General features: G+C 69.7%; 17 protein-coding genes. 11 read left to right on the forward strand and 6 right to left on the reverse strand.

Annotated features, from left to right (window positions below; all coding sequences use genetic code 11):
- The first annotated feature begins 31 nt into the window (after positions 1-31).
- From I6I07_RS04675 to I6I07_RS04695, 5 genes are all read left to right on the forward strand, one after another.
- Complete coding sequence (locus I6I07_RS04675) at positions 32-964, forward strand: cobalamin-binding protein (RefSeq protein WP_198485808.1); 933 nt, start codon at positions 32-34, stop codon at positions 962-964.
- A gap of 254 nt (positions 965-1,218) precedes the next feature.
- Positions 1,219-2,019: a thiazole synthase gene (locus I6I07_RS04680; RefSeq protein ID WP_198485809.1), complete on the forward strand. Its 801-nt coding sequence runs from the start codon at positions 1,219-1,221 to the stop codon at positions 2,017-2,019.
- Positions 2,016-2,858, forward strand: a complete 843-nt coding sequence (gene thiD / locus I6I07_RS04685; RefSeq protein ID WP_198485810.1) for a bifunctional hydroxymethylpyrimidine kinase/phosphomethylpyrimidine kinase — start codon at positions 2,016-2,018, stop codon at positions 2,856-2,858. Before I6I07_RS04680 ends, thiD begins: the two co-directional genes overlap by 4 nt.
- Before the next feature lie 117 nt (positions 2,859-2,975).
- Positions 2,976-3,656 carry a protein-L-isoaspartate O-methyltransferase family protein gene (locus tag I6I07_RS04690; protein ID WP_006386870.1) on the forward strand — a complete coding sequence of 227 codons (681 nt, stop codon included), beginning with the start codon at positions 2,976-2,978 and terminating at the stop codon, positions 3,654-3,656.
- A gap of 104 nt (positions 3,657-3,760) precedes the next feature.
- Positions 3,761-5,092, forward strand: coding sequence for a TolC family outer membrane protein (locus I6I07_RS04695; protein ID WP_198485811.1), 1,332 nt, complete (start codon positions 3,761-3,763; stop codon positions 5,090-5,092).
- A gap of 12 nt (positions 5,093-5,104) precedes the next feature.
- Here I6I07_RS04695 and I6I07_RS04700 read toward each other — a convergent pair whose 3' ends face one another.
- From I6I07_RS04700 to ubiE, 6 genes are all read right to left on the reverse strand, one after another.
- Complete coding sequence (locus tag I6I07_RS04700; RefSeq protein WP_006392635.1) at positions 5,105-5,593, reverse strand: adenylyltransferase/cytidyltransferase family protein; 489 nt, start codon at positions 5,591-5,593, stop codon at positions 5,105-5,107.
- Between the two features lie 89 nt (positions 5,594-5,682).
- Positions 5,683-6,561: a ferritin-like domain-containing protein gene (locus tag I6I07_RS04705; protein ID WP_198485812.1), complete on the reverse strand. Its 879-nt coding sequence runs from the start codon at positions 6,559-6,561 to the stop codon at positions 5,683-5,685.
- Positions 6,562-6,743: 182 nt separating this feature from the next.
- The gene (ubiB, locus tag I6I07_RS04710) at positions 6,744-8,297 is read right to left on the reverse strand and encodes a ubiquinone biosynthesis regulatory protein kinase UbiB (protein WP_198485813.1); all 1,554 of its coding nucleotides are present in this window, start codon (positions 8,295-8,297) and stop codon (positions 6,744-6,746) included.
- 3 nt (positions 8,298-8,300) lie between these two features.
- Positions 8,301-8,939: a ubiquinone biosynthesis accessory factor UbiJ gene (locus I6I07_RS04715; protein ID WP_198485814.1), complete on the reverse strand. Its 639-nt coding sequence runs from the start codon at positions 8,937-8,939 to the stop codon at positions 8,301-8,303.
- A 195-nt stretch (positions 8,940-9,134) separates the two neighbouring features.
- On the reverse strand, positions 9,135-10,130 hold the full coding sequence (locus tag I6I07_RS04720; protein WP_198485815.1) for a Tim44 domain-containing protein: 996 nt from the start codon (positions 10,128-10,130) through the stop codon (positions 9,135-9,137).
- Positions 10,131-10,310: 180 nt separating this feature from the next.
- Positions 10,311-11,087, reverse strand: a complete 777-nt coding sequence (gene ubiE, locus I6I07_RS04725) for a bifunctional demethylmenaquinone methyltransferase/2-methoxy-6-polyprenyl-1,4-benzoquinol methylase UbiE (RefSeq protein WP_006392629.1) — start codon at positions 11,085-11,087, stop codon at positions 10,311-10,313.
- A 161-nt stretch (positions 11,088-11,248) separates the two neighbouring features.
- Between ubiE and phoB the strand changes: the two genes are divergently transcribed.
- From phoB to I6I07_RS04755, 6 genes are all read left to right on the forward strand, one after another.
- Positions 11,249-11,947 (forward strand): phosphate regulon transcriptional regulator PhoB, encoded by a 699-nt coding sequence (gene phoB, locus I6I07_RS04730; protein WP_006386862.1) that lies wholly within the window; start codon positions 11,249-11,251, stop codon positions 11,945-11,947.
- Between the two features lie 12 nt (positions 11,948-11,959).
- Entirely contained in the window at positions 11,960-13,267 is a 1,308-nt protein-coding gene (phoR, locus tag I6I07_RS04735; protein ID WP_006392628.1) for a phosphate regulon sensor histidine kinase PhoR, read from the forward strand.
- Between the two features lie 57 nt (positions 13,268-13,324).
- Entirely contained in the window at positions 13,325-14,011 is a 687-nt protein-coding gene (locus tag I6I07_RS04740) for a heavy metal response regulator transcription factor (protein ID WP_006392627.1), read from the forward strand.
- On the forward strand, positions 14,008-15,408 hold the full coding sequence (locus tag I6I07_RS04745; protein ID WP_198485816.1) for a heavy metal sensor histidine kinase: 1,401 nt from the start codon (positions 14,008-14,010) through the stop codon (positions 15,406-15,408). Before I6I07_RS04740 ends, I6I07_RS04745 begins: the two co-directional genes overlap by 4 nt.
- Before the next feature lie 73 nt (positions 15,409-15,481).
- The gene (locus tag I6I07_RS04750; RefSeq protein WP_198485817.1) at positions 15,482-15,976 is read left to right on the forward strand and encodes a cupredoxin domain-containing protein; all 495 of its coding nucleotides are present in this window, start codon (positions 15,482-15,484) and stop codon (positions 15,974-15,976) included.
- 18 nt (positions 15,977-15,994) lie between these two features.
- A complete protein-coding gene (locus tag I6I07_RS04755; protein WP_198485818.1) occupies positions 15,995-17,809 on the forward strand; it encodes a copper resistance system multicopper oxidase in 1,815 nt (604 codons plus the stop codon).
- Positions 17,810-17,827 lie beyond the last annotated feature (18 nt).

Below are 17,827 nucleotides of genomic sequence, written 5' to 3' on the forward strand. Positions count from 1 at the left end.
TTCCTCCACGCCGACCGTATCGAGCCACCGCATGACGTTCGTCCGCGCCCTTCCGTTCGCCGTCCTGGGGCTGCTGTGCGCCCCGGGGCCGGCGGCCGCCGACACCTCGGCCAAGACGCCAGCCGCGACCTCGGTCGAAACCCCGGCGGCGATCCACGCGCGCGACGATCGCGGCCGCGACGTGACCCTGGCCGCCCCGGCGCGGCGCGCGGTCACCCTGGCGCCGCACGCCACCGAGCTGGTCTACGCGGCCGGCGCCGGCGCCTACCTGGTGGCCACCATCCGCGGCAGCGACTATCCGCCCGCCGCCCGCGCCCTGCCGGTCATCGGCGACGGCACCCAACCCGATCCCGAACGCGTGGCCGCCACCCGGCCCGACCTGGTCATCGCCTGGCAACCGTCCGCCGCCGCGCCGCTGGCGCGCGTCATGGACAAGCTGGGCGTGGCGGTCTACTACAGCGATCCGCAGACGCTGGCGGCCATTCCCGACGCGGTCGAGCGCCTGGGCGTGCTGTTCGGCACCGAGGCGCAGGCCGGCCCCGCCGCCCGGGCCCTGCGCGCGCGGCTCGACGCGCTGGCCGCGCGCTACGCCGGCCGCGCGCCGGTGCGGGTCTTCGTGCAGGCGGGCCTGGACCCCATCTACACCCTGAACCACGCCAGCATCGTCAGCGACGCGCTGCGCCTGTGCGGCGGCGTCAACGTGTTCGGCGACGCCCCCGTGGTGGCGCCGCAGGTCGGCCTGGAAAGCGTGCTGGCGGCGCGCCCCGATGCGGTGCTGGCCGGCGTCTCCGCGCCCGCCGACACCGCCCGCAACCTGGCCGCCTGGCGCGCCATGGGCCTGCCCGCCGCGCAGGCCGGCCACGTCTACGGCATCGATGCCGACGCGCTCTACCGCCCGGGTCCACGCCTGGTCGACGCGGCCGAGCAGCTGTGCGCGGACCTGGACCGGCTGCGCCAGCCCTAGGCGTCCCGACAGGCGCGCTCTCGCCCCGCGCCGCCGGGGCCGTCCGGGATGCCCCTGTCCGCAACCCGGTCATTCGCGCGCCCCATGGCTGCGCGGCAAGCGCGATTTCTGGAACGCCGCGGCGGCGCCACGGGGACTGACACGCCGCCCCGTGCTTTATGATTCGGCTAACCGTGATCAACCCGTTGATCCGCCCGATGTTCAGCCAGCCCCCGCGGGTCCCGCAGCGCGCGCCCGCTCTTTGACACACCGCCATGACCACTCAAGACACTCTCACCATCGCCGGCCGCGCCTACTCGTCGCGCCTGCTCGTCGGCACCGGCAAGTACAAGGATTTCGACCAGACCCGCGCCGCGCTGGACGCCAGCGGCACGGAGATCGTCACGGTCGCCATCCGCCGCACCAACATCGGCCAGAACCCGGGCGAGCCCAACCTGCTCGACTACGTGCCGATGTCCAAGTTCACGCTGCTGCCCAACACCGCCGGCTGCTACTCGGCCGACGACGCCGTGCGCACGCTGCGCCTGGCGCGCGAGCTGCTGGACGGCCACGCCCTGGTCAAGCTGGAAGTGCTGGGCGATCCGCACACGCTGTTCCCCAACATGCCCGAAACCCTCAAGGCCACCAAGACGCTGGTCGACGAGGGCTTCCAGGTCATGGTCTATTGCACCGACGATCCCATCCAGTGCCGCATGCTCGAAGACATGGGCGCCGTGGCCGTGATGCCGCTGGCCTCGCTGATCGGCTCCGGCATGGGCATCCTGAACCCCTGGAACCTGCGCCTGATCATCGACCAGGCCCGCGTGCCGGTGGTGGTGGACGCCGGCGTGGGCACCGCCTCGGACGCCGCCATCGCCATGGAACTGGGCTGCGACGCCGTGCTGATGAACACCGCCATCGCCGCCGCGCGCGACCCGGTGCTGATGGCCAGCGCCATGAAGAAGGGCGTCGAGGCCGGCCGCGAGGCCTTCCTGGCCGGCCGCATGCCCAAGAAGCTCTACAGCGGCGCGCCCAGCTCGCCCACCGAAGGCCTGATCACCGGCGGCGCCAAATGAGCAGCCGCCAAGCGGCCGCCAGCGGCCGTCCCATCCCCAACGCGCTGACCATCGCCGGCGTCGACCCGTCCGGCGGCGCCGGCATCCTGGCCGACGTCAAGGCCATGAGCGCCCTGGGCGCCTACGGCTGCGCCGTCATCGCCGCGCTCACCGCCCAGAACACCCAGGGCGTCACCGGCATCTCGCCGGTGCCGCCGGCCTTCGTCGGCCAGCAGATCGACACCCTGTTCGCCGACGTGCGCATCGACGCCGTCAAGATCGGCATGCTGGGCCAGCAGCCGGTGATCCAGGTGGTGGCCGAGAAGCTGGCCAAGTGGAACCCGGCCCACGTGGTGCTGGACCCGGTCATGGTGGCCAAGAGCGGCGACCTGCTGCTCGAGCGCGACGCCGTCGGCGCCATGCGCGAGGCCCTGCTGCCGCAGGCCACGCTGCTGACCCCCAACCTGCCCGAGGCCGGCGTGCTGCTGGAAGAGCGCCCGGTGGAGACGGTCAAGGAAATGCGGCGCGTGGCCGAACGCCTGCGCAACAAGATGGCGCACTCGGGCCAGCGCTGGGTCATGGTCAAGGGCGGCCACCTGCCCGGCAACGACACCATCGACCTGCTGCACGACGGCGACCGCATGATCGAACTGCCCGGCCACCGCATCGAGACCGCCAACACCCACGGCACCGGCTGCACCCTGTCGGCCGCCCTGGCCGCCCTGCTGCCGCAGGTCGAGGACGTGCCCGAGGCGGCGCGCCGCGCCAAGGCCTACCTGACCGAGGCCATCCGCCACGCCGAGCGCCTGTCGGTCGGCTCCGGCCACGGCCCGGTGCACCACTTCCACGCCTGGTGGTGAGCCCGGCGGGCGGGTCCGATTTCCCGTCTGTAACCAGTCGGTCCGCCCCGCCGCGTCACAGGACGCTACGAATCGGTACAATGGTCAGCTGATTCCTCCGCTTTTTTCCTGACCGTCATGAACGCTTCGACCCTGCCCGACGTAGAACAAGCCCGCTTCAACATGGTGGAACAGCAGATCCGCCCGTGGGACGTCCTGGACGCCAACGTGCTGCAAGCGCTGTTCGATGTGCGCCGCGAACAGTTCGTTCCGCCGGCGCTGCGCGCCCTGGCGTTTTCCGACCTGGAACTGCCGCTGGAAATCAACGCGGTCAACACCCGCCAGACCATGCTCGCCCCCAAGGTCGAAGCCCGCCTGGCCCAGGAACTGCAACTGAGCAAGTCCGACTGTGTGCTGGAAATCGGCACCGGCTCCGGCTACCAGGCCGCGCTGCTGGGCTACCTGGCGCAACAGGTCACCTCGGTCGAGATCGACAGCCGCCTGGTCACGTTCGCGCAGCAGAACCTGCAGATGAACAACGTCACCAACGTCAAGGTCGAGACCGGCGACGGCCGCAACGGCTGGGGCTCCACCGAATACGACGCGATCCTGGTGACCGGCTCGGTGCCGGTCGTGCCGGACGCGCTCAAGTACCAATTGCGCGTCGGCGGCCGCCTGGTCGTCGTCGTCGGCCAGGCCCCCGTCATGACGGCCTGTCGCATCACCCGCACCACCGCCGCCAGCTTCGAGACCGTCAATCTGTTCGAAACGGTCATCAAGCCCCTGCGCGGCGCCACGGTGTCGCAGTTCAAGTTCTGAGTCCCGCCGGCGGCGGCCACGCGGCCCCGCCCTTGCGGCCCGCCTGCGCGGGCCGGCAACCGGACCCCGACTCCCTGGAGCAACACCCCACCACCTGACAGATCATGCGCGTCCGACTGCTTACGGCTTTACTGGTTTTTACCTCCGCCGCAAGTGTCGGCCCGTCTGTCGCGTGCGCGCAGAATCTGTTGCAGGTGTGGCAGTCCGCCCTCGGCAACGACCCCATCTATGCCTCGGCCCGCGCCAACTACCGCGCCGGCCTGGAAAAGGAACCGCAGGCGCGCGCCCTGCTGCTGCCCGAAGTCTCGGCCGGCGTCGGCGGCGCCTACCAGGAAACCCGCAGCACCCGCGGCCTGAACATGGCCTACAGCGGCGGCCGCGGCGTCTGGGACCTGGCGCTGACCCAGCCGCTGTTCGACTGGGGCCGCTGGCAGAACTACGAGCAGTCCAAGCTCATCGTCGCCGACGTCGAAGTGCAGTTGCAGCAGGCCTACCAGGACTTGCTGCTGCGCGTGGCCGACGCCTATTTCAACGTGCTGTACGCCCAGGACACCCTGGCCGCGACCGAGGCCGAGAAAGCCGCCGTGGCCGGCCAGCTGGAGTCCGCCAAGCGCAATTTCGAGCTGGGCAACGCCACCATCACCGACACCTACGAGGCGCAGGCGCGCTACGACCTGGTGGTGGCCCAGGAACTGCGCCTGCAGAACGACCTGGACGTGCGCCGCGACGAGCTGGCCAAGATCATCGGCGGCCCGCCCGGCGCGCTGGCCGAGCTGCCGCAGGGCGTGCAGCTGCCCGCGCCGCAGCCGGCCCGCGTGACCGACTGGAGCAACCAGGCCGAATCGTCCAGCCTGGACGTCTTGCGCGCCCAGCTGCTGACCCGCATCGCCGGACGCCAGATCCAGATCGCCAAGAGCGGCCACTACCCCACCCTGAACCTGCGCGCCACCAGCGGCAGCGCCAGCGACGCGGTGATGCGCAACGCCGCGCCGGGCAAGCCGATCGACAGCACCATCGGCGTGGTGCTGTCGATTCCGTTGTATTCGGGCGGCGGGGTGTCCTCGCAGGTCACCGAGAAGGTGCAGCTCGAACAGAAGGCCCGCTACGATTTCGAGGCGGCGCGGCGCCAGGCGGTACAGGCCGCGCGCCAGTACTACACCGGCGTCACCAGCGGCCTGGCGCGCATCCAGGCGCTCGAGGCCGGCGAGAAATCCAGCCGCGCCGCGGTCGAGGCCAACCGCACCGGCTACGAAGTGGGCGTGCGCATCAACCTGGACGTGCTCAACGCCCAGCAGCAGCTCTATGCCACCCAGCGCGACCTGGCGCTGGCGCGCTACAGCACGGTGCTGTCCGGGCTGCGTCTGAAGGCCACCAGCGGCATCCTGGCCGAGTCCGACCTGGACGCCATCAACCGGCTGCTGCGCGAGCCGCGCTGACCGCCAACGCGGTCAGTTGCCCTGGATCTTCTTGACCAGCGCCGTGGTCGAGCGCTCGAACTCGAACGGGATCGCCACCGCGCGGCCGCCCCAGGTCTTGACCAGGGCCGTCTCGGGCAGTTTTTCCATGTCGTAGTCGCCGCCCTTGACGATCAGGTCCGGCTTGAGCTGGCCGATCAGGGCCTCGGGCGTGTCCTCGTGGAAGGACGTGACCACCGTGACGAAGCCCAGCGCCGCCAGCAGCGCGGCGCGGTCTTCCATGCGGTTCAGGGGACGCTCGGCGCCCTTGCCCAGGCGCCGCACCGATTCATCGGTGTTGACCGCCACGACCAGCGTGGCGCCCAGCTGGGCGGCCTGGTCCAGGTAGGTGGCGTGGCCCCGATGCAGGATGTCGAAGACGCCGTTGGTGAACACCAGCGGCCGCGGCAGGCGGCCGGCGGCAACGGCGGCGACGCAGTCGTCGCGGGACAGGACTTTGGATTCGAAGCGGGCGGCTGGCATGCCGCGATTGTACGACGGCGGCCGCGGCCGCCGTCACCCTTCAGCGGGCGCGTCCGGCCGGGGCCGGGGCGCGCCGCCCTCCCGCCGGATCAGGCGCCGGCCAGGATGATTTCCTTTTCCTTCGGCACCACCAGCGCGGTCATTTCCTTGCGGTAGCGGTTCAGGTCCTTGACCGTCTCGAAGCTGCGATCCATCAGCTTGGACAGGATGTGCAGGATGCGGGTGGCGACCTTCTGCTCCCAGACGCCGTCGAAGCGGATCTGGCTGTCCAGCCAATGCTCCAGCCAGCCCGGCTCGGGCAGGCGCGACTGCACCGTGTCGTTGGGGAACAGGTCCTTGTTGACGTGCAGGTTGGTCGGATGCAGCGCCTGCTGGGTGCGGCCGGCCGAGGCCATCAGCACGCCGATCTTCGAGAACGCCATGCGCGCCTGGACGCTGGTGTCTTCGCCACGGTTGTGCAGCGCGCGGCGCATGTATTGCAGGTAGGCGCCGGCATGGCGGGCCTCGTCCTGCGCCACGGTCTTGTAGATCGACTTGATGACCGGCTCGGTGTGCCATTCGGCGGCGCGGCGGTACCAGTGGTTCAGGCGCACTTCGCCGCAGAAGTGCAGCATCAGCGTTTCCAGCTCGGGCGCGACGTCGAATTCGAAGCGCACGTTGTGCAGCTCTTCTTCGGTGGGCACTAGGTCGGGACGGAAGCGGCGCAGGTATTCGATCAGCACCAGGGAATGCTTCTGTTCTTCGAAGAACCACACCGACATGAACGCGCAGAAATCGCTGTCGCCGCGATTGTCGCGCAGGAACATCTCGGTGGCCGGCAGCGCGGCCCACTCGGTGATGGCGTTCATCTTGATCGTGTGCGCCTGCTCGTCCGAGAGCTTGCTGCGATCGAAATCGCCCCAGGGAATATCGTGCGCCATGTTCCAGCGCACCGCTTCCATGGTCTTGAAGAGTTCAGGATAAAGCATGTTCTGCCCTTGTTTTCGTCCCGCTAGTGGGGCTATAGAAATTGATGAATGGCGCACGCGCTTGCCGGCGTGACGCTGCATTGGCCGCCGCAGCGCTATTTTTCGCCGTCTCCCGCGAAGCTATGATGACCGTTTCATGAATGAAACATGACAGGAGGATCGCACTTACACCATCGCGCCGCCTATCGGGTCAATGCCCACAACGCCACCCCGATACCCAGGGCCAGCACGCCAACCAGCGCCGCGATCAGCCGGTTGCTCTGTTCCTTGGCCCGCCGTAACTGCACCATCTCGGCCAGCAGGGCCGGCGAGACGTTCGGGCGATTCAGATGGTCGTGGACCAGCCTGGGAAGCGCCGGCAGCATTTGCGACCACTGCGCGGCTTCTTTTTCCAGGCTCTGCCGCAGGCCCTTGAACCCGACGCGCTGACGCATCCAGCGTTCCAGGTAGGGCTTGGCGGTCTTCCAGAGATCCAGGTTGGGGTCGAGCTGCCGCCCCAGGCCTTCGACGTTCAGCAACGTCTTCTGCAGCAGCACCAGCTGCGGCTGGATCTCCACATTGAACCGGCGCGAGGTCTGGAACAGGCGCAACAGCACCTGGCCCAGCGAAATCTCGGACAACGGCCGGTCAAAATACGGTTCGCAGACGGCGCGCACCGCGCCCTCCAGCTCTTCCTCGCGGGTGTCGGGCGGTACCCAGCCCGACTCGATGTGCAACTGCGCCACGCGGCGGTAGTCGCGGTGGAAGAAGGCCAGGAAGTTCTGCGCCAGGTAGTTCTTGTCGAATTCCGACAACGAGCCGACGATGCCGAAGTCCAGGGCGATGTAGCTGCCCAGCGTCTCGGGCCGGTCGGACACGTAGATGTTGCCCGGGTGCATGTCGGCGTGGAAGAAGCCGTCCGTGAACACCTGGGTGAAGAAGATCTCGACGCCGGTGCGCGCCAGCGTCGGGATGTCGATGCCGGCGGCGCGCATGCGCTCGACCTGGCCCACCGGCACGCCGTACATGCGCTGCATGGTGAAGACCGTGGACGCGGTGTATTCCCAGATGACCTCGGGCACCATCAGCATGTCGCCGCGGCCGGACTCCGGGCCGAAGTTGCGGCGCAGCTGGCTGCAGTTGGAGGCCTCGCGCACCAGGTCCAGTTCGTCGTGCAGATACTTGTCGAACTCGGCCACCACCTCGCGCGGCTTGAGCCGGCGGCCATCGGCGCCCAGGCGCTCGATGATGCGGGCCACGATCTTGAGCAGCGACAGGTCTTTCTCGATGATGCTGAGCATGCCCGGGCGCAGCACCTTGACCGCCACCTCGCGGCCATCGTGCAGCACCGCGAAGTGCACCTGGGCGATGGAGGCCGACGCCACCGGGTCGACCTGGAACTGCGCGAACAGCTTTTCGGGCGGCGCGCCCAGCGCGGCCTCGATGCAGGCGGCGGCCTGGGCCGACGGGAACGGCGGCACGCGGTCCTGCAGCAGCGCCAGCTCGTTGGCGATGTCGGCGGGAATGAGGTCGCGGCGGGTGGACAGCACCTGGCCGAACTTCACGAAGATCGGGCCCAGCGATTCCAGCGCCAGGCGCAGCCGCTGGCCGCGCGGCTGGCGCGGCCGGGTGCCCAGGCGGATGACGCGCAGCAGGCAGGTGGCCAGCGGATGGTTCAGGCTGGACAGCACCAGCTCGTCCAGACCGTAGCGCAGCGAAACCAGGATGATGCGAAGCAGGCGCAGCAAGGGGAACATGGGTCAGGCGCCTCGCTTGCCGGCGGCCGTGGCCAGTCGCGATTGCAGGGCGGCGGCCGAGCGCGCCAGCGCGTCGGCGCGGGCGTTCAGCTCGGCCAGGTCCAGGCGCCACTGCTCCAGCGCCGGGCGGCCCAGCAGCATGCCGCTCTCTTCGGCCAGGTATTCGGACACGTTCTCGGCCATGCGCTGGCCGGCCTGGCGCGCGCCGCCGGCGGCCGCGCGCAGCCCGCCAACGATGCGCAGCGCGGGGATGTCTCCCACCAGCCGCGCCAGGCTGTCTTCCGGGTCCCAGCGCAGCTGCTTGGACAGGTCCGCCACCACCTGCGCCAGCGCGGCGTCGCCGGAGATGTGCGTGGCCTCGGCGAAATCGGGCGCCTCGCCGCCCGCGCCCAGGCGCGGCAGCGGCAGCTTCTCGGGCGCCACCGTCAGGGTCACGTCGGGCGCCACCGCCGCATCGGCCTGGGCCGCCAGGCCCTCGCTGTCGATGGTCAGGCCCAGGGTGAAGCCGCCCAGCGCGAAACGCACGGTCTTGCCGGCGTGGCGGGCCAGGCGTTCGCGCGCCCAGTCTTCACGCTTCAACAGGGTGTTGAGCGCGCCGACGGCCAGCCGTGCAGGAGTGGGCAGAAACGAAAAAGGCAACATGACGGTCCGCGGCCCCGCGAAACGGGGATGACGAAGTTGATGGGTAAATCGGGAGTGTAACGGGTTGGATGGGGGTGTGTTCCGGACGGTCTGGACGCGGTTTGCGCCCGCGCATGGAAAAACCGGCCCTGAGGGGCCGGTGGTGGCGGACGGCCGCAAGGCCGCCGCGATAGCAGGGGGATGGCGCCAGCCGGATCAGCTGGCGAATTCCACCGGGATCTGCTGGATGCCGGCCAGCAGCCAGCCGCCGTTGGCGGGTTTGAACAGGTTCCAGACCTCCTCGAAGCGGAAGGCTTCGGCGCCCGGCGCCTCGCGCAGCATGCCCGAGAAGCGCACGCTGGCCAGGTGGCCATCGGACACCGTCTCGATGCCCAGCAGCTCGGCGTTCAACAGGACCACTTCAGTCTTGTTGGGGGCCGCGCCACGCTCGGCCAGTTGCGGCTTGAGCTCGGTGATGAGGTCGTCGGTCAGGTAGTCGCGCAGGCGGTCGGTGCTGCCGCTGTCCCACACGGCCTGGATGCGCACGAACTGGTCCTTGGCCTGCTTCAGGAAGTTGGGCGTGTCGAAATCACCCGGCACGAACCAGTTGTTGTCGTCGCCCGCCTTGGGCGTTGCTGCGACCGGGGCCGCTGCGACGGCGGCGGCGACGGGCGCCGCCGCCGGCTTCAGCGTTTCACGCCACATGGGCTGCTGCTGCGGCTCGCCCGACGCGTTGTTGGCGCCGCCAAAGGCGCCCTGGGTGGCCGGACGCGGCGCGGCGCCACGCAGGCGGCGGATGATGAACATCACGCCGAACACGACCACGGCGATCAGCAGCGCGGACGACAGGAATTCGGCGAAGGCGCCCGACAGGCCCATGCTCGAGAGCAGGGCGGCGATGCCCAGGCCGGCGGCGATGCCGGCGATCGGGCCGAGCCAGCGCGACGCGCCGCTCTTGGCGGCAGCGCCCGCGGCGCCGGCCGTGGCGGCGCCGGCGGCGGCCGGCGCCGCGGTGGCGCCCGCGGTGTTGTTGGCGGCGGCCGGCGGCGTGGTGGCCTGGCGTTGCTGGGTCACATTGGAGGATTGGCGGCCGACGCTGCTGCCACCGCCGGCGCGGCGGGCTTCGGCGTCAAACGACGCCGTCACCAACGCAGCGCCGGAAATGGCGATGAGCGCCGCGGCGACAAACCGCGAGAAACAGAATTTGGTCATGGATTTGCTCCCTCGTACCCGCGCTTCCCGCTGCCCCGAGCAGCGGAAAGCCGCACGGATCGTGCGGCCGTTCAGCGCGACTTTCTTACAATAATCTGAATGACGTAAGAATAACGGACAAGCCGTCGCCCCACAAGTTCCCCCCGGGACGAAGAAAAGCCGTGTCGGACCCCGGGACGTTCAGCCCAGGCGCACACCCTCGTGCAGGGCGGCGATGCCGGCCGTCAGGTTGAAGTACTGCACCCGCTCCAGGCCGGCGGTGCGCAGCATGTCCGCCAGGGTGTCCTGGTCGGGGTGCATGCGGATGGATTCCGCCAGGTAGCGGTAGCTGGCTTCGTCCTTGGCCACGGTCTTGCCCAGCCAGGGCAGCACGTTGAAGGAATACCAGTCGTAGGCCGGCGCCAGCGGTTTGGCGATGCGGGAGAATTCCAGCACCAGCAGCTTGCCGCCCGGCTTGAGCACGCGGGTCATTTCGGCCAGCGCGCGGTCCTTGTGAGTCATGTTGCGCAGGCCGAAGGCCACGCTGACGCGGTCGAAATAACCCGTCGGGAACGGCAGGCGCTCGGCGTCACAGACGGCCGTGGGCACCAGCAGGCCGGCGTCGGCCAGGCGGTCGCGGCCGACCCGCAGCATCGAGTCGTTGATGTCGGTCAGCCAGACCTCGCCGGTGGGGCCGGCGCGCTTGGCGAACGCCTTGGCCAGGTCGCCGGTGCCGCCGGCGATGTCCAGCACCTTCATGCCGGGGCGGATGGCCGCGCGGCCGATGGTGAAGGCCTTCCAGACGCGGTGCAGGCCGGCCGACATGAAATCATTCATGATGTCGTAGCGCTGGGCCACGGAATGGAAGACTTCGGCGACTTTGCGGGCCTTGTCGTGTTCCGGCACCGATTGGAAGCCGAAATGCGTCGATTGGGAGGCGGAATCCGCGGAATGTTGCGATTCGGAGGGGTTTTGCATGGTGAATTCCCGATATATCGTCCAATGGTAGCCTATCGGGGCCGGCCAGACGCCGCCTGCGGGACCGGGAACACGCGCTTTGGTCACATACCTGAAATATTGCGGCCATACTATCGCAATGTTCGCGCCGCGCCGGCGCTCCGAAGCGTGCCCTATTCGCCATGTCCAGCACCATCCTCGTCGTCGAAGACGAACCCGCAATCCAGGAACTGATCGCCGTCAACCTGTCCTTCGCCGGCCACAAAGTGCTGCGCGCCTTCGACGCCGACCAGGCCCAGACGCTGATCCGCGCCGAACTGCCCGACCTGATCCTGCTGGACTGGATGCTGCCCGGCACCTCCGGCCTGGCCATGGCGCGCAAGCTGCGCAACGACGAGCGCACCCGCGCCGTCCCGGTCATCATGCTGACCGCCAAGGGCTCCGAGCAGGACAAGGTCGACGGCCTCGAAGCCGGCGCCGACGACTACATCACCAAGCCCTTCTCGCCCAAGGAGCTGATGGCCCGCATCAAGGCCGTGCTGCGCCGCCGCGCGCCGCAGCTGACCGACGACGTGATCGACGTCGGCGGCCTCAAGCTGGACCCCGTCACGCACCGCCTGTCGGGCAACAGCCAGTCGCTGCAGATCGGCCCCACCGAATTCCGCCTGCTGCACTTCTTCATGACCCACCCGGAACGCGTGTTCTCGCGCTCGCAGCTGCTGGACCAGGTCTGGGGCGATCACGTCTTCGTCGAGGAACGCACGGTCGACGTGCACATCCGCCGCCTGCGCAAGGCGCTGGAACCCAGCGGCCACGACGCCCACGTGGAAACGGTGCGCGGCAGCGGCTACCGGTTTACGGCACAGGTCCCGGCGCGGTAAAACTCCCGCACGATGATCTGGCTGCGCACTCTTATCCTGGTCGCCCTGTGGGCGGCGGTCGCGCTATTGGCGCAATGGCTCATTGGGGATCCGGCGGGTTGGGTGCTGTTCAGCGCCGCGCTGGTCACCATGCTGCTGTGGCGCAGCTGGCGCCTGCACCTGGTTTCCCATTGGGCCAGGCACCCGGACACCTCTCCCCCCGCCTCGGTGGGCCCGTGGGACGACATCCTCGCCCCGCTCTACCGCTACACCCGGGCCCGCGCCCGCGAGCTGACCGAGACCCGCGACACCATGCAAGGCATGCTGGCGGCCGCCCAGGCGCTGCCGGACGGCGCGGTCACGCTCAATGAAGACTTCCAGATCGACTGGTGCAACCGCATGGCGCGCCAGCACCTGGGCCTGCGCCTGCCGGCCGACCGCGGCCACAACCTGCTGAACCTGCTGCGCGCGCCGGAATTCGTCGAATACGCCCACCGCGCCTCCTGGCCGGATCCGATCCTGGTGCGCCTGGGCCAGAACGGCCAGGAACGGCTGATGATGATGCAGCTGACGGCCTACGCCAGCAACCAGCGCCTGCTCATCACCCGCGACGTCACCCAGATCGAGCGCCTGGAAACCACGCGCCGCGACTTCGTCGCCAACGTCTCGCACGAACTGCGCACGCCGCTGACGGTGCTGGCCGGCTTCCTGGAAACGCTGCGCGACATGCCCGCCGACGCCCTGCCGCCCGAGCAGCGCGCGCAGTACCTGGACATGATGCACGAGCAGGCCCAGCGCATGCAGGCCATCGTCGAGGACCTGCTGACGCTGTCGACGCTGGAATCGTCGCCGGGCAGCGACCCGCGCGCGGTCAACATGGGCGCGCTGCTGCAGAAGGCGCGCCAGCAGATCGAGGCCCTGTCGGGCGGACGCCACGTGCTCGAATGGCACATCGACGAGACCCTCGACGTGCTCGGCGCCGAGACCGAGCTGACCTCGGCCCTGTCGAACCTGCTGACCAACGCCGTGCGCTACACCCCCGACGGCGGCACCATCACCGTGCGCTGGGAACGCGAACCCGACGGCGGCGGACGCTACAGCGTGCAGGACACCGGCATCGGCATTCCGGCGCGCCACATCCCGCGCCTGACCGAACGCTTCTACCGTGTCGACCGCGGCCGCTCGCGCGCCGTCGGCGGCACCGGCCTGGGGCTGGCGATCACCAAGCACATCGCCATGCGCCACGACGCCGAACTGTTCATCACCAGCGAGCCCGGCAAGGGCAGCCTGTTCGCGCTGCGCTTCCCGCCGGACCGCATCGCCGTCGACCCGTCCGCCTGAGGCGGCGTCACGCGCCATCCGCGCCGCGATCGCGGCGCGGATGGTAAATTTCCGGCCATGCGCATCCTGGTCATCGAAGACGAACCCAAGCTGGCCGACTACCTCAAGAAAGGGTTGTCGGAACAGAGCCACGTCGTCGACCTGGCGCGCGACGGCGTCAACGGCCTGCACCTGGCGCTGGAAGGCGCCTACGACCTGATCGTGCTGGACGTGATGCTGCCCGGCGTGGACGGCTTCGGCATCCTGGCCGCCGTGCGCGCCAACAAGGACACCCCGATCCTGATGCTGACCGCGCGCGACGCCGTCGAAGACCGCGTGCGCGGGCTGGAAGGCGGCGCCGACGACTACCTGGTCAAGCCCTTCGCCTTCTCCGAGCTGCTGGCGCGCGTGCAGGCCCTGCTGCGGCGCGGCCGCTCGCAGGAACCCACCGTGTTCCGCCTGGCCGACCTGGAACTGGACCTGGCGCGCCGCAAGGTCGCGCGCGGCGGCCGCCGCCTGGACCTGACCGCCAAGGAATTCAACCTGCTGGCCCTGCTGCTGCGGCGCCAGGGCCAGGTACTGTCGCGCACCACCCTGGCCGAGCAGGTCTGGGACATGAACTTCGACAGCGACACCAACGTCATCGACGTGGCCGTGCGGCGCCTGCGCAGCAAGCTGGACGACCCGTTCGAGGCCAAGCTGCTGCACACCGTGCGCGGCATGGGCTACGTGCTCGAATCGCGGCCGGAGCCCGCGCGCGGATGAAACCGCCGCGCGTGCGCTCGATGCAGGCGCGCCTGACCCTGCTGCTGGGCGTGATCGCGCTACTGGTCTCCAGCCTGGCGGGCGCCACCCTGTTCTGGGCCCTCAAGCGCGAAGTCGAACGCCAGGAGATCACCGAGGTCAGTGGCAAGCTGGAGCTCATCAACCACCTGATCGACATGCAGAACAACGCGCGCGGCCTGCACGACCTGGCCGCCACGTTCGACGACATGCGCACCGGCCAGAGCCAGCTCGGCATCTGGATCGTCGACGCCCAGGGCCATCCCGTCTACGGCGGCGACGCGCCCGAGACGCTACAGACGCTGCCCGACCGCCAGGTGCTGCTGCAACTGGCCGACGGCAGCCGCATGCGCGGCCTGCGCGTCGCGGTCGACGACCGCATCCTGCCGGGCGCGCACCTGACGGTGGCGGTCAGCACCCGCACCAGCTCGCAGTTCCTGTACGCCTACGGCACCGCGCTGGCGCTGATCTGCGCGCTGTGGGTCGGCGCCACGGTGGTGCTGGCGGCCTGGGCCGTGCGCCGCAGCATGGCGCCCACCCGCCGGCTGTCGGAGCAGGCCGCCCGCATCCAGCCCGACAACCTGGCCGTGCGCCTGCCGCTGCGCGACACCGACCGCGAGCTGCACGAGCTGGTGCTGTCGTTCAACCGCACGCTGGAACGGCTGCAGGCCGCCTACCAGCAGATGGAAGGCTTCAACGCCGACGTCGCGCACGAGCTGCGCACCCCGCTGGCCACGCTGATCAACGGCACCCAGGTGACCCTGTCCAGCGGCCGCGACGCGGCCGAGCTGCGCGACGCGCTCGAATCCAACCTGGAAACGCTGGAAGACCTGAAGACGCTGGTCAACGACATGCTGTTCCTGGCCCGCGCCGACCGCGGCGAACGCGCCGCCGACCTGGTGCCGGTGTCGCTGGCGGCCGAGGCCCGGCGCGTCGCCGACTTCTACGAGGCGGCGCTGGAAGACAGCGGCGTCACGCTGCGCTGCGACGGCGACGCCCTCATCGCCGCCAACCCCGGCCTGGTGCGGCGCGCGCTCGCGAACCTGATCTCCAACGCCATCAAGGCCACGCCGCGCGGCGGCGAGATCGTGCTGGCCTGCCAGCCTTTGCCGGCCGGCGCGCGGGTCGAGGTGCGCAACCCCGGCGCGCCGATCCCGGCCGCCGACCTGCCGCGCATCTTCGACCGCTTCTTCCGCTCGGGCCAGGCGCGCGCCCCCCGCACCGAGGGCCACGGGCTGGGCCTGGCGATCGTGCGCGCCATCGCCCGCATGCACGGCGGCGACGTCGACGCGGCTTCCGGCGCCGCCGGCACGGTGGTCGGCATCACCCTGCGCGGCAACCTGCCCGGGGCGCCGGCCGCCAACATTACAAAGAAGTAATCCAGGCGACAGAACCGGGTCACCCCGGTTTTTCTACAGTGCCCGCATGGTCAACTCCCACGAAGGGATCAGCATGCAAGGCACTTTGCTCCGTATCACTCAAGCCGCGGCCCTGGCCGCCCTGCTCGGCGCCGGCACCGCGTTCGCGGCCGGCAGCCACGGCGAACACGCCGGCCACGCCATGCCGGCGGCCTCCGCCCCCATCGGCGCGCCCGGCGACGCCGCCCGCGTCACCCGCACCATCGACATCGACATGACCGACGCCATGCGCTTCACGCCCGCCCAGGTGCAGGTCAAGGCCGGCGAAACGGTGCGCTTCAACGTGCGCAACTCGGGCCGCATCCGCCACGAGATGGTGCTGGGCTCCGACGCCGACCTGCAGGCCCACTACGACATGATGATGAAGGACCCCGGCATGCGCCACGAAGAGGCCAACGCCGTGTCGCTGGACGGCGGCAAGAGCGGCCAGATCGTCTGGAAGTTCGACCGCGCCGGCAGCGTGTCCTTCGGCTGCCTGGAACCCGGCCACTACGCCGCCGGCATGAAGGGCGCGGTGTCGGTGCAGTAGCGCCGCCGCGGATCCGTCATGCAAGCCCTCCCCATTCCCGCCCGCCGCCGCTTCGTGCAGGGGCTGGCCGCCGGCGGCGCGCTCGCGGCGCTGGGCGGCTGGCGCGCCGCCAGCGCGAGCCAGCACGCCGCCCCCGCCCTGCCCGCCGAACTGCGCGGCACCGAATTCCACCTGGAGATCGGCGAGACGCCGGTGAACTTCACCGGCGCCGCCCGCATCGCCACCACCGTCAACGGCCAGGTCCCGGCGCCGCTGCTGCGCTGGCGCGAGGGCGACACGGTGACGCTGCACGTCACCAACCGCCTGCGCGAACAGACCTCGATCCACTGGCACGGCATCCTGCTGCCCACGGACATGGACGGCGTGCCGGGCCTGAGCTTTCCGGGCATCGATCCGGGCCAGACCTTCACCTACCGTTTCGACGTGCACCAGAGCGGCACCTACTGGTATCACAGCCACTCGGGCTTCCAGGAACAGACGGGCCTGTATGGCGCCATCGTCATCGACCCGAAGCGGCGCGATCCCATCGCCGCGGACCGTGACTACACCGTGCTGCTGTCGGACTGGACGGACGAAGACCCGATGCGGGTCTTCGACAAGCTCAAGGCCATGCCCGACTACTACAACCGCAACCAGCCCAGCGTCGAGAGCCTGATCCGCGACGCGGGCGAGAAGGGCTGGCGGGCGGCGCTGTCCGAGCGCCTGATGTGGGAACAGATGCGCATGAACCCGTCCGACCTGGCGGACGTCTCGGGCGCCACGTACACCTTCCTGACCAACGGCGCGACGCCGGCCGGCAACTGGACCGGCCTGTTCAAGCCGGGCGAGCGCGTGCGCCTGCGCTTCATCAACGGCTCGGCCATGACGTACTTCGACGTGCGCATCCCCGGCCTGAAGATGACGGTGGTGGCGGCCGACGGCCAGGACGTGCGGCCGGTCGACGTGGAGGAATTCCGCATCGCCGTGGCCGAGACCTACGACGTGATCGTCGAGCCCGCCGAAGACCGCGCCTACACCATCTTCTCGCAGGCGATGGACCGTTCCGGCTATGCCCGCGCCACCCTGGCGCCGCGCCCCGGCATGCAGGCCGAAGTGCCGGCCGTCGATCGCGCGCAACTGCTCGGCATGATGGATATGGGCATGAAGCACGACATGGGCGGAGGCGGTCACGACATGGCGGGCATGAGCGGCATGGATCACGGCGCCGCCCCGGCGGCGGCCGGCGCGATGGCCGGCATGAACCACGGCGCCATGCCCGGCATGGACCACGGCGGCGCCCACGGCAGCGGCGCGGACCAGGGTGGCATCGTCGAGGTCAGGCACCCCTATCCCGAGGAACGCGGCCCCGGCAACTCGATGCTGCCCGACGTGGTGTCCACCCGCCTGGACGATCCCGGCATCGGCCTGCGCGACAACGGCCGCCGCGTGCTGACCTACGCCGACCTGCGCTCGATCCGCGAACCCGACGACAACCGCGCGCCAACCCGCGAGATCGAACTGCACCTGACCGGCAACATGGAACGCTACATGTGGTCGTTCAACGGCGTGAAATTTTCCGACGCCAGGCCCATCGTGCTGCGCCACGGCGAGCGCGTGCGTTTCGTACTGGTCAACGACACCATGATGACCCACCCGATCCACCTGCACGGCCTGTGGAGCGACCTGGAATCGCCCGACGGCGCCTTCCAGGTCCGCAAGCACACCCTGTCGCTCAACCCGGCGCAGCGCCTGAGCTACCGCGTCAGCGCCGATGCCCGCGGCAACTGGGCCTACCACTGCCACCTGCTATACCACATGGAGGCCGGCATGTTCAGGGCGGTCGTGGTGGAGTAGGCGATGAGAAACCGGAAT

This window comes from Achromobacter deleyi, assembly GCF_016127315.1.
In the GTDB taxonomy this organism is placed as follows: Bacteria; Pseudomonadota; Gammaproteobacteria; order Burkholderiales; family Burkholderiaceae_B; genus Achromobacter; species Achromobacter insuavis_A.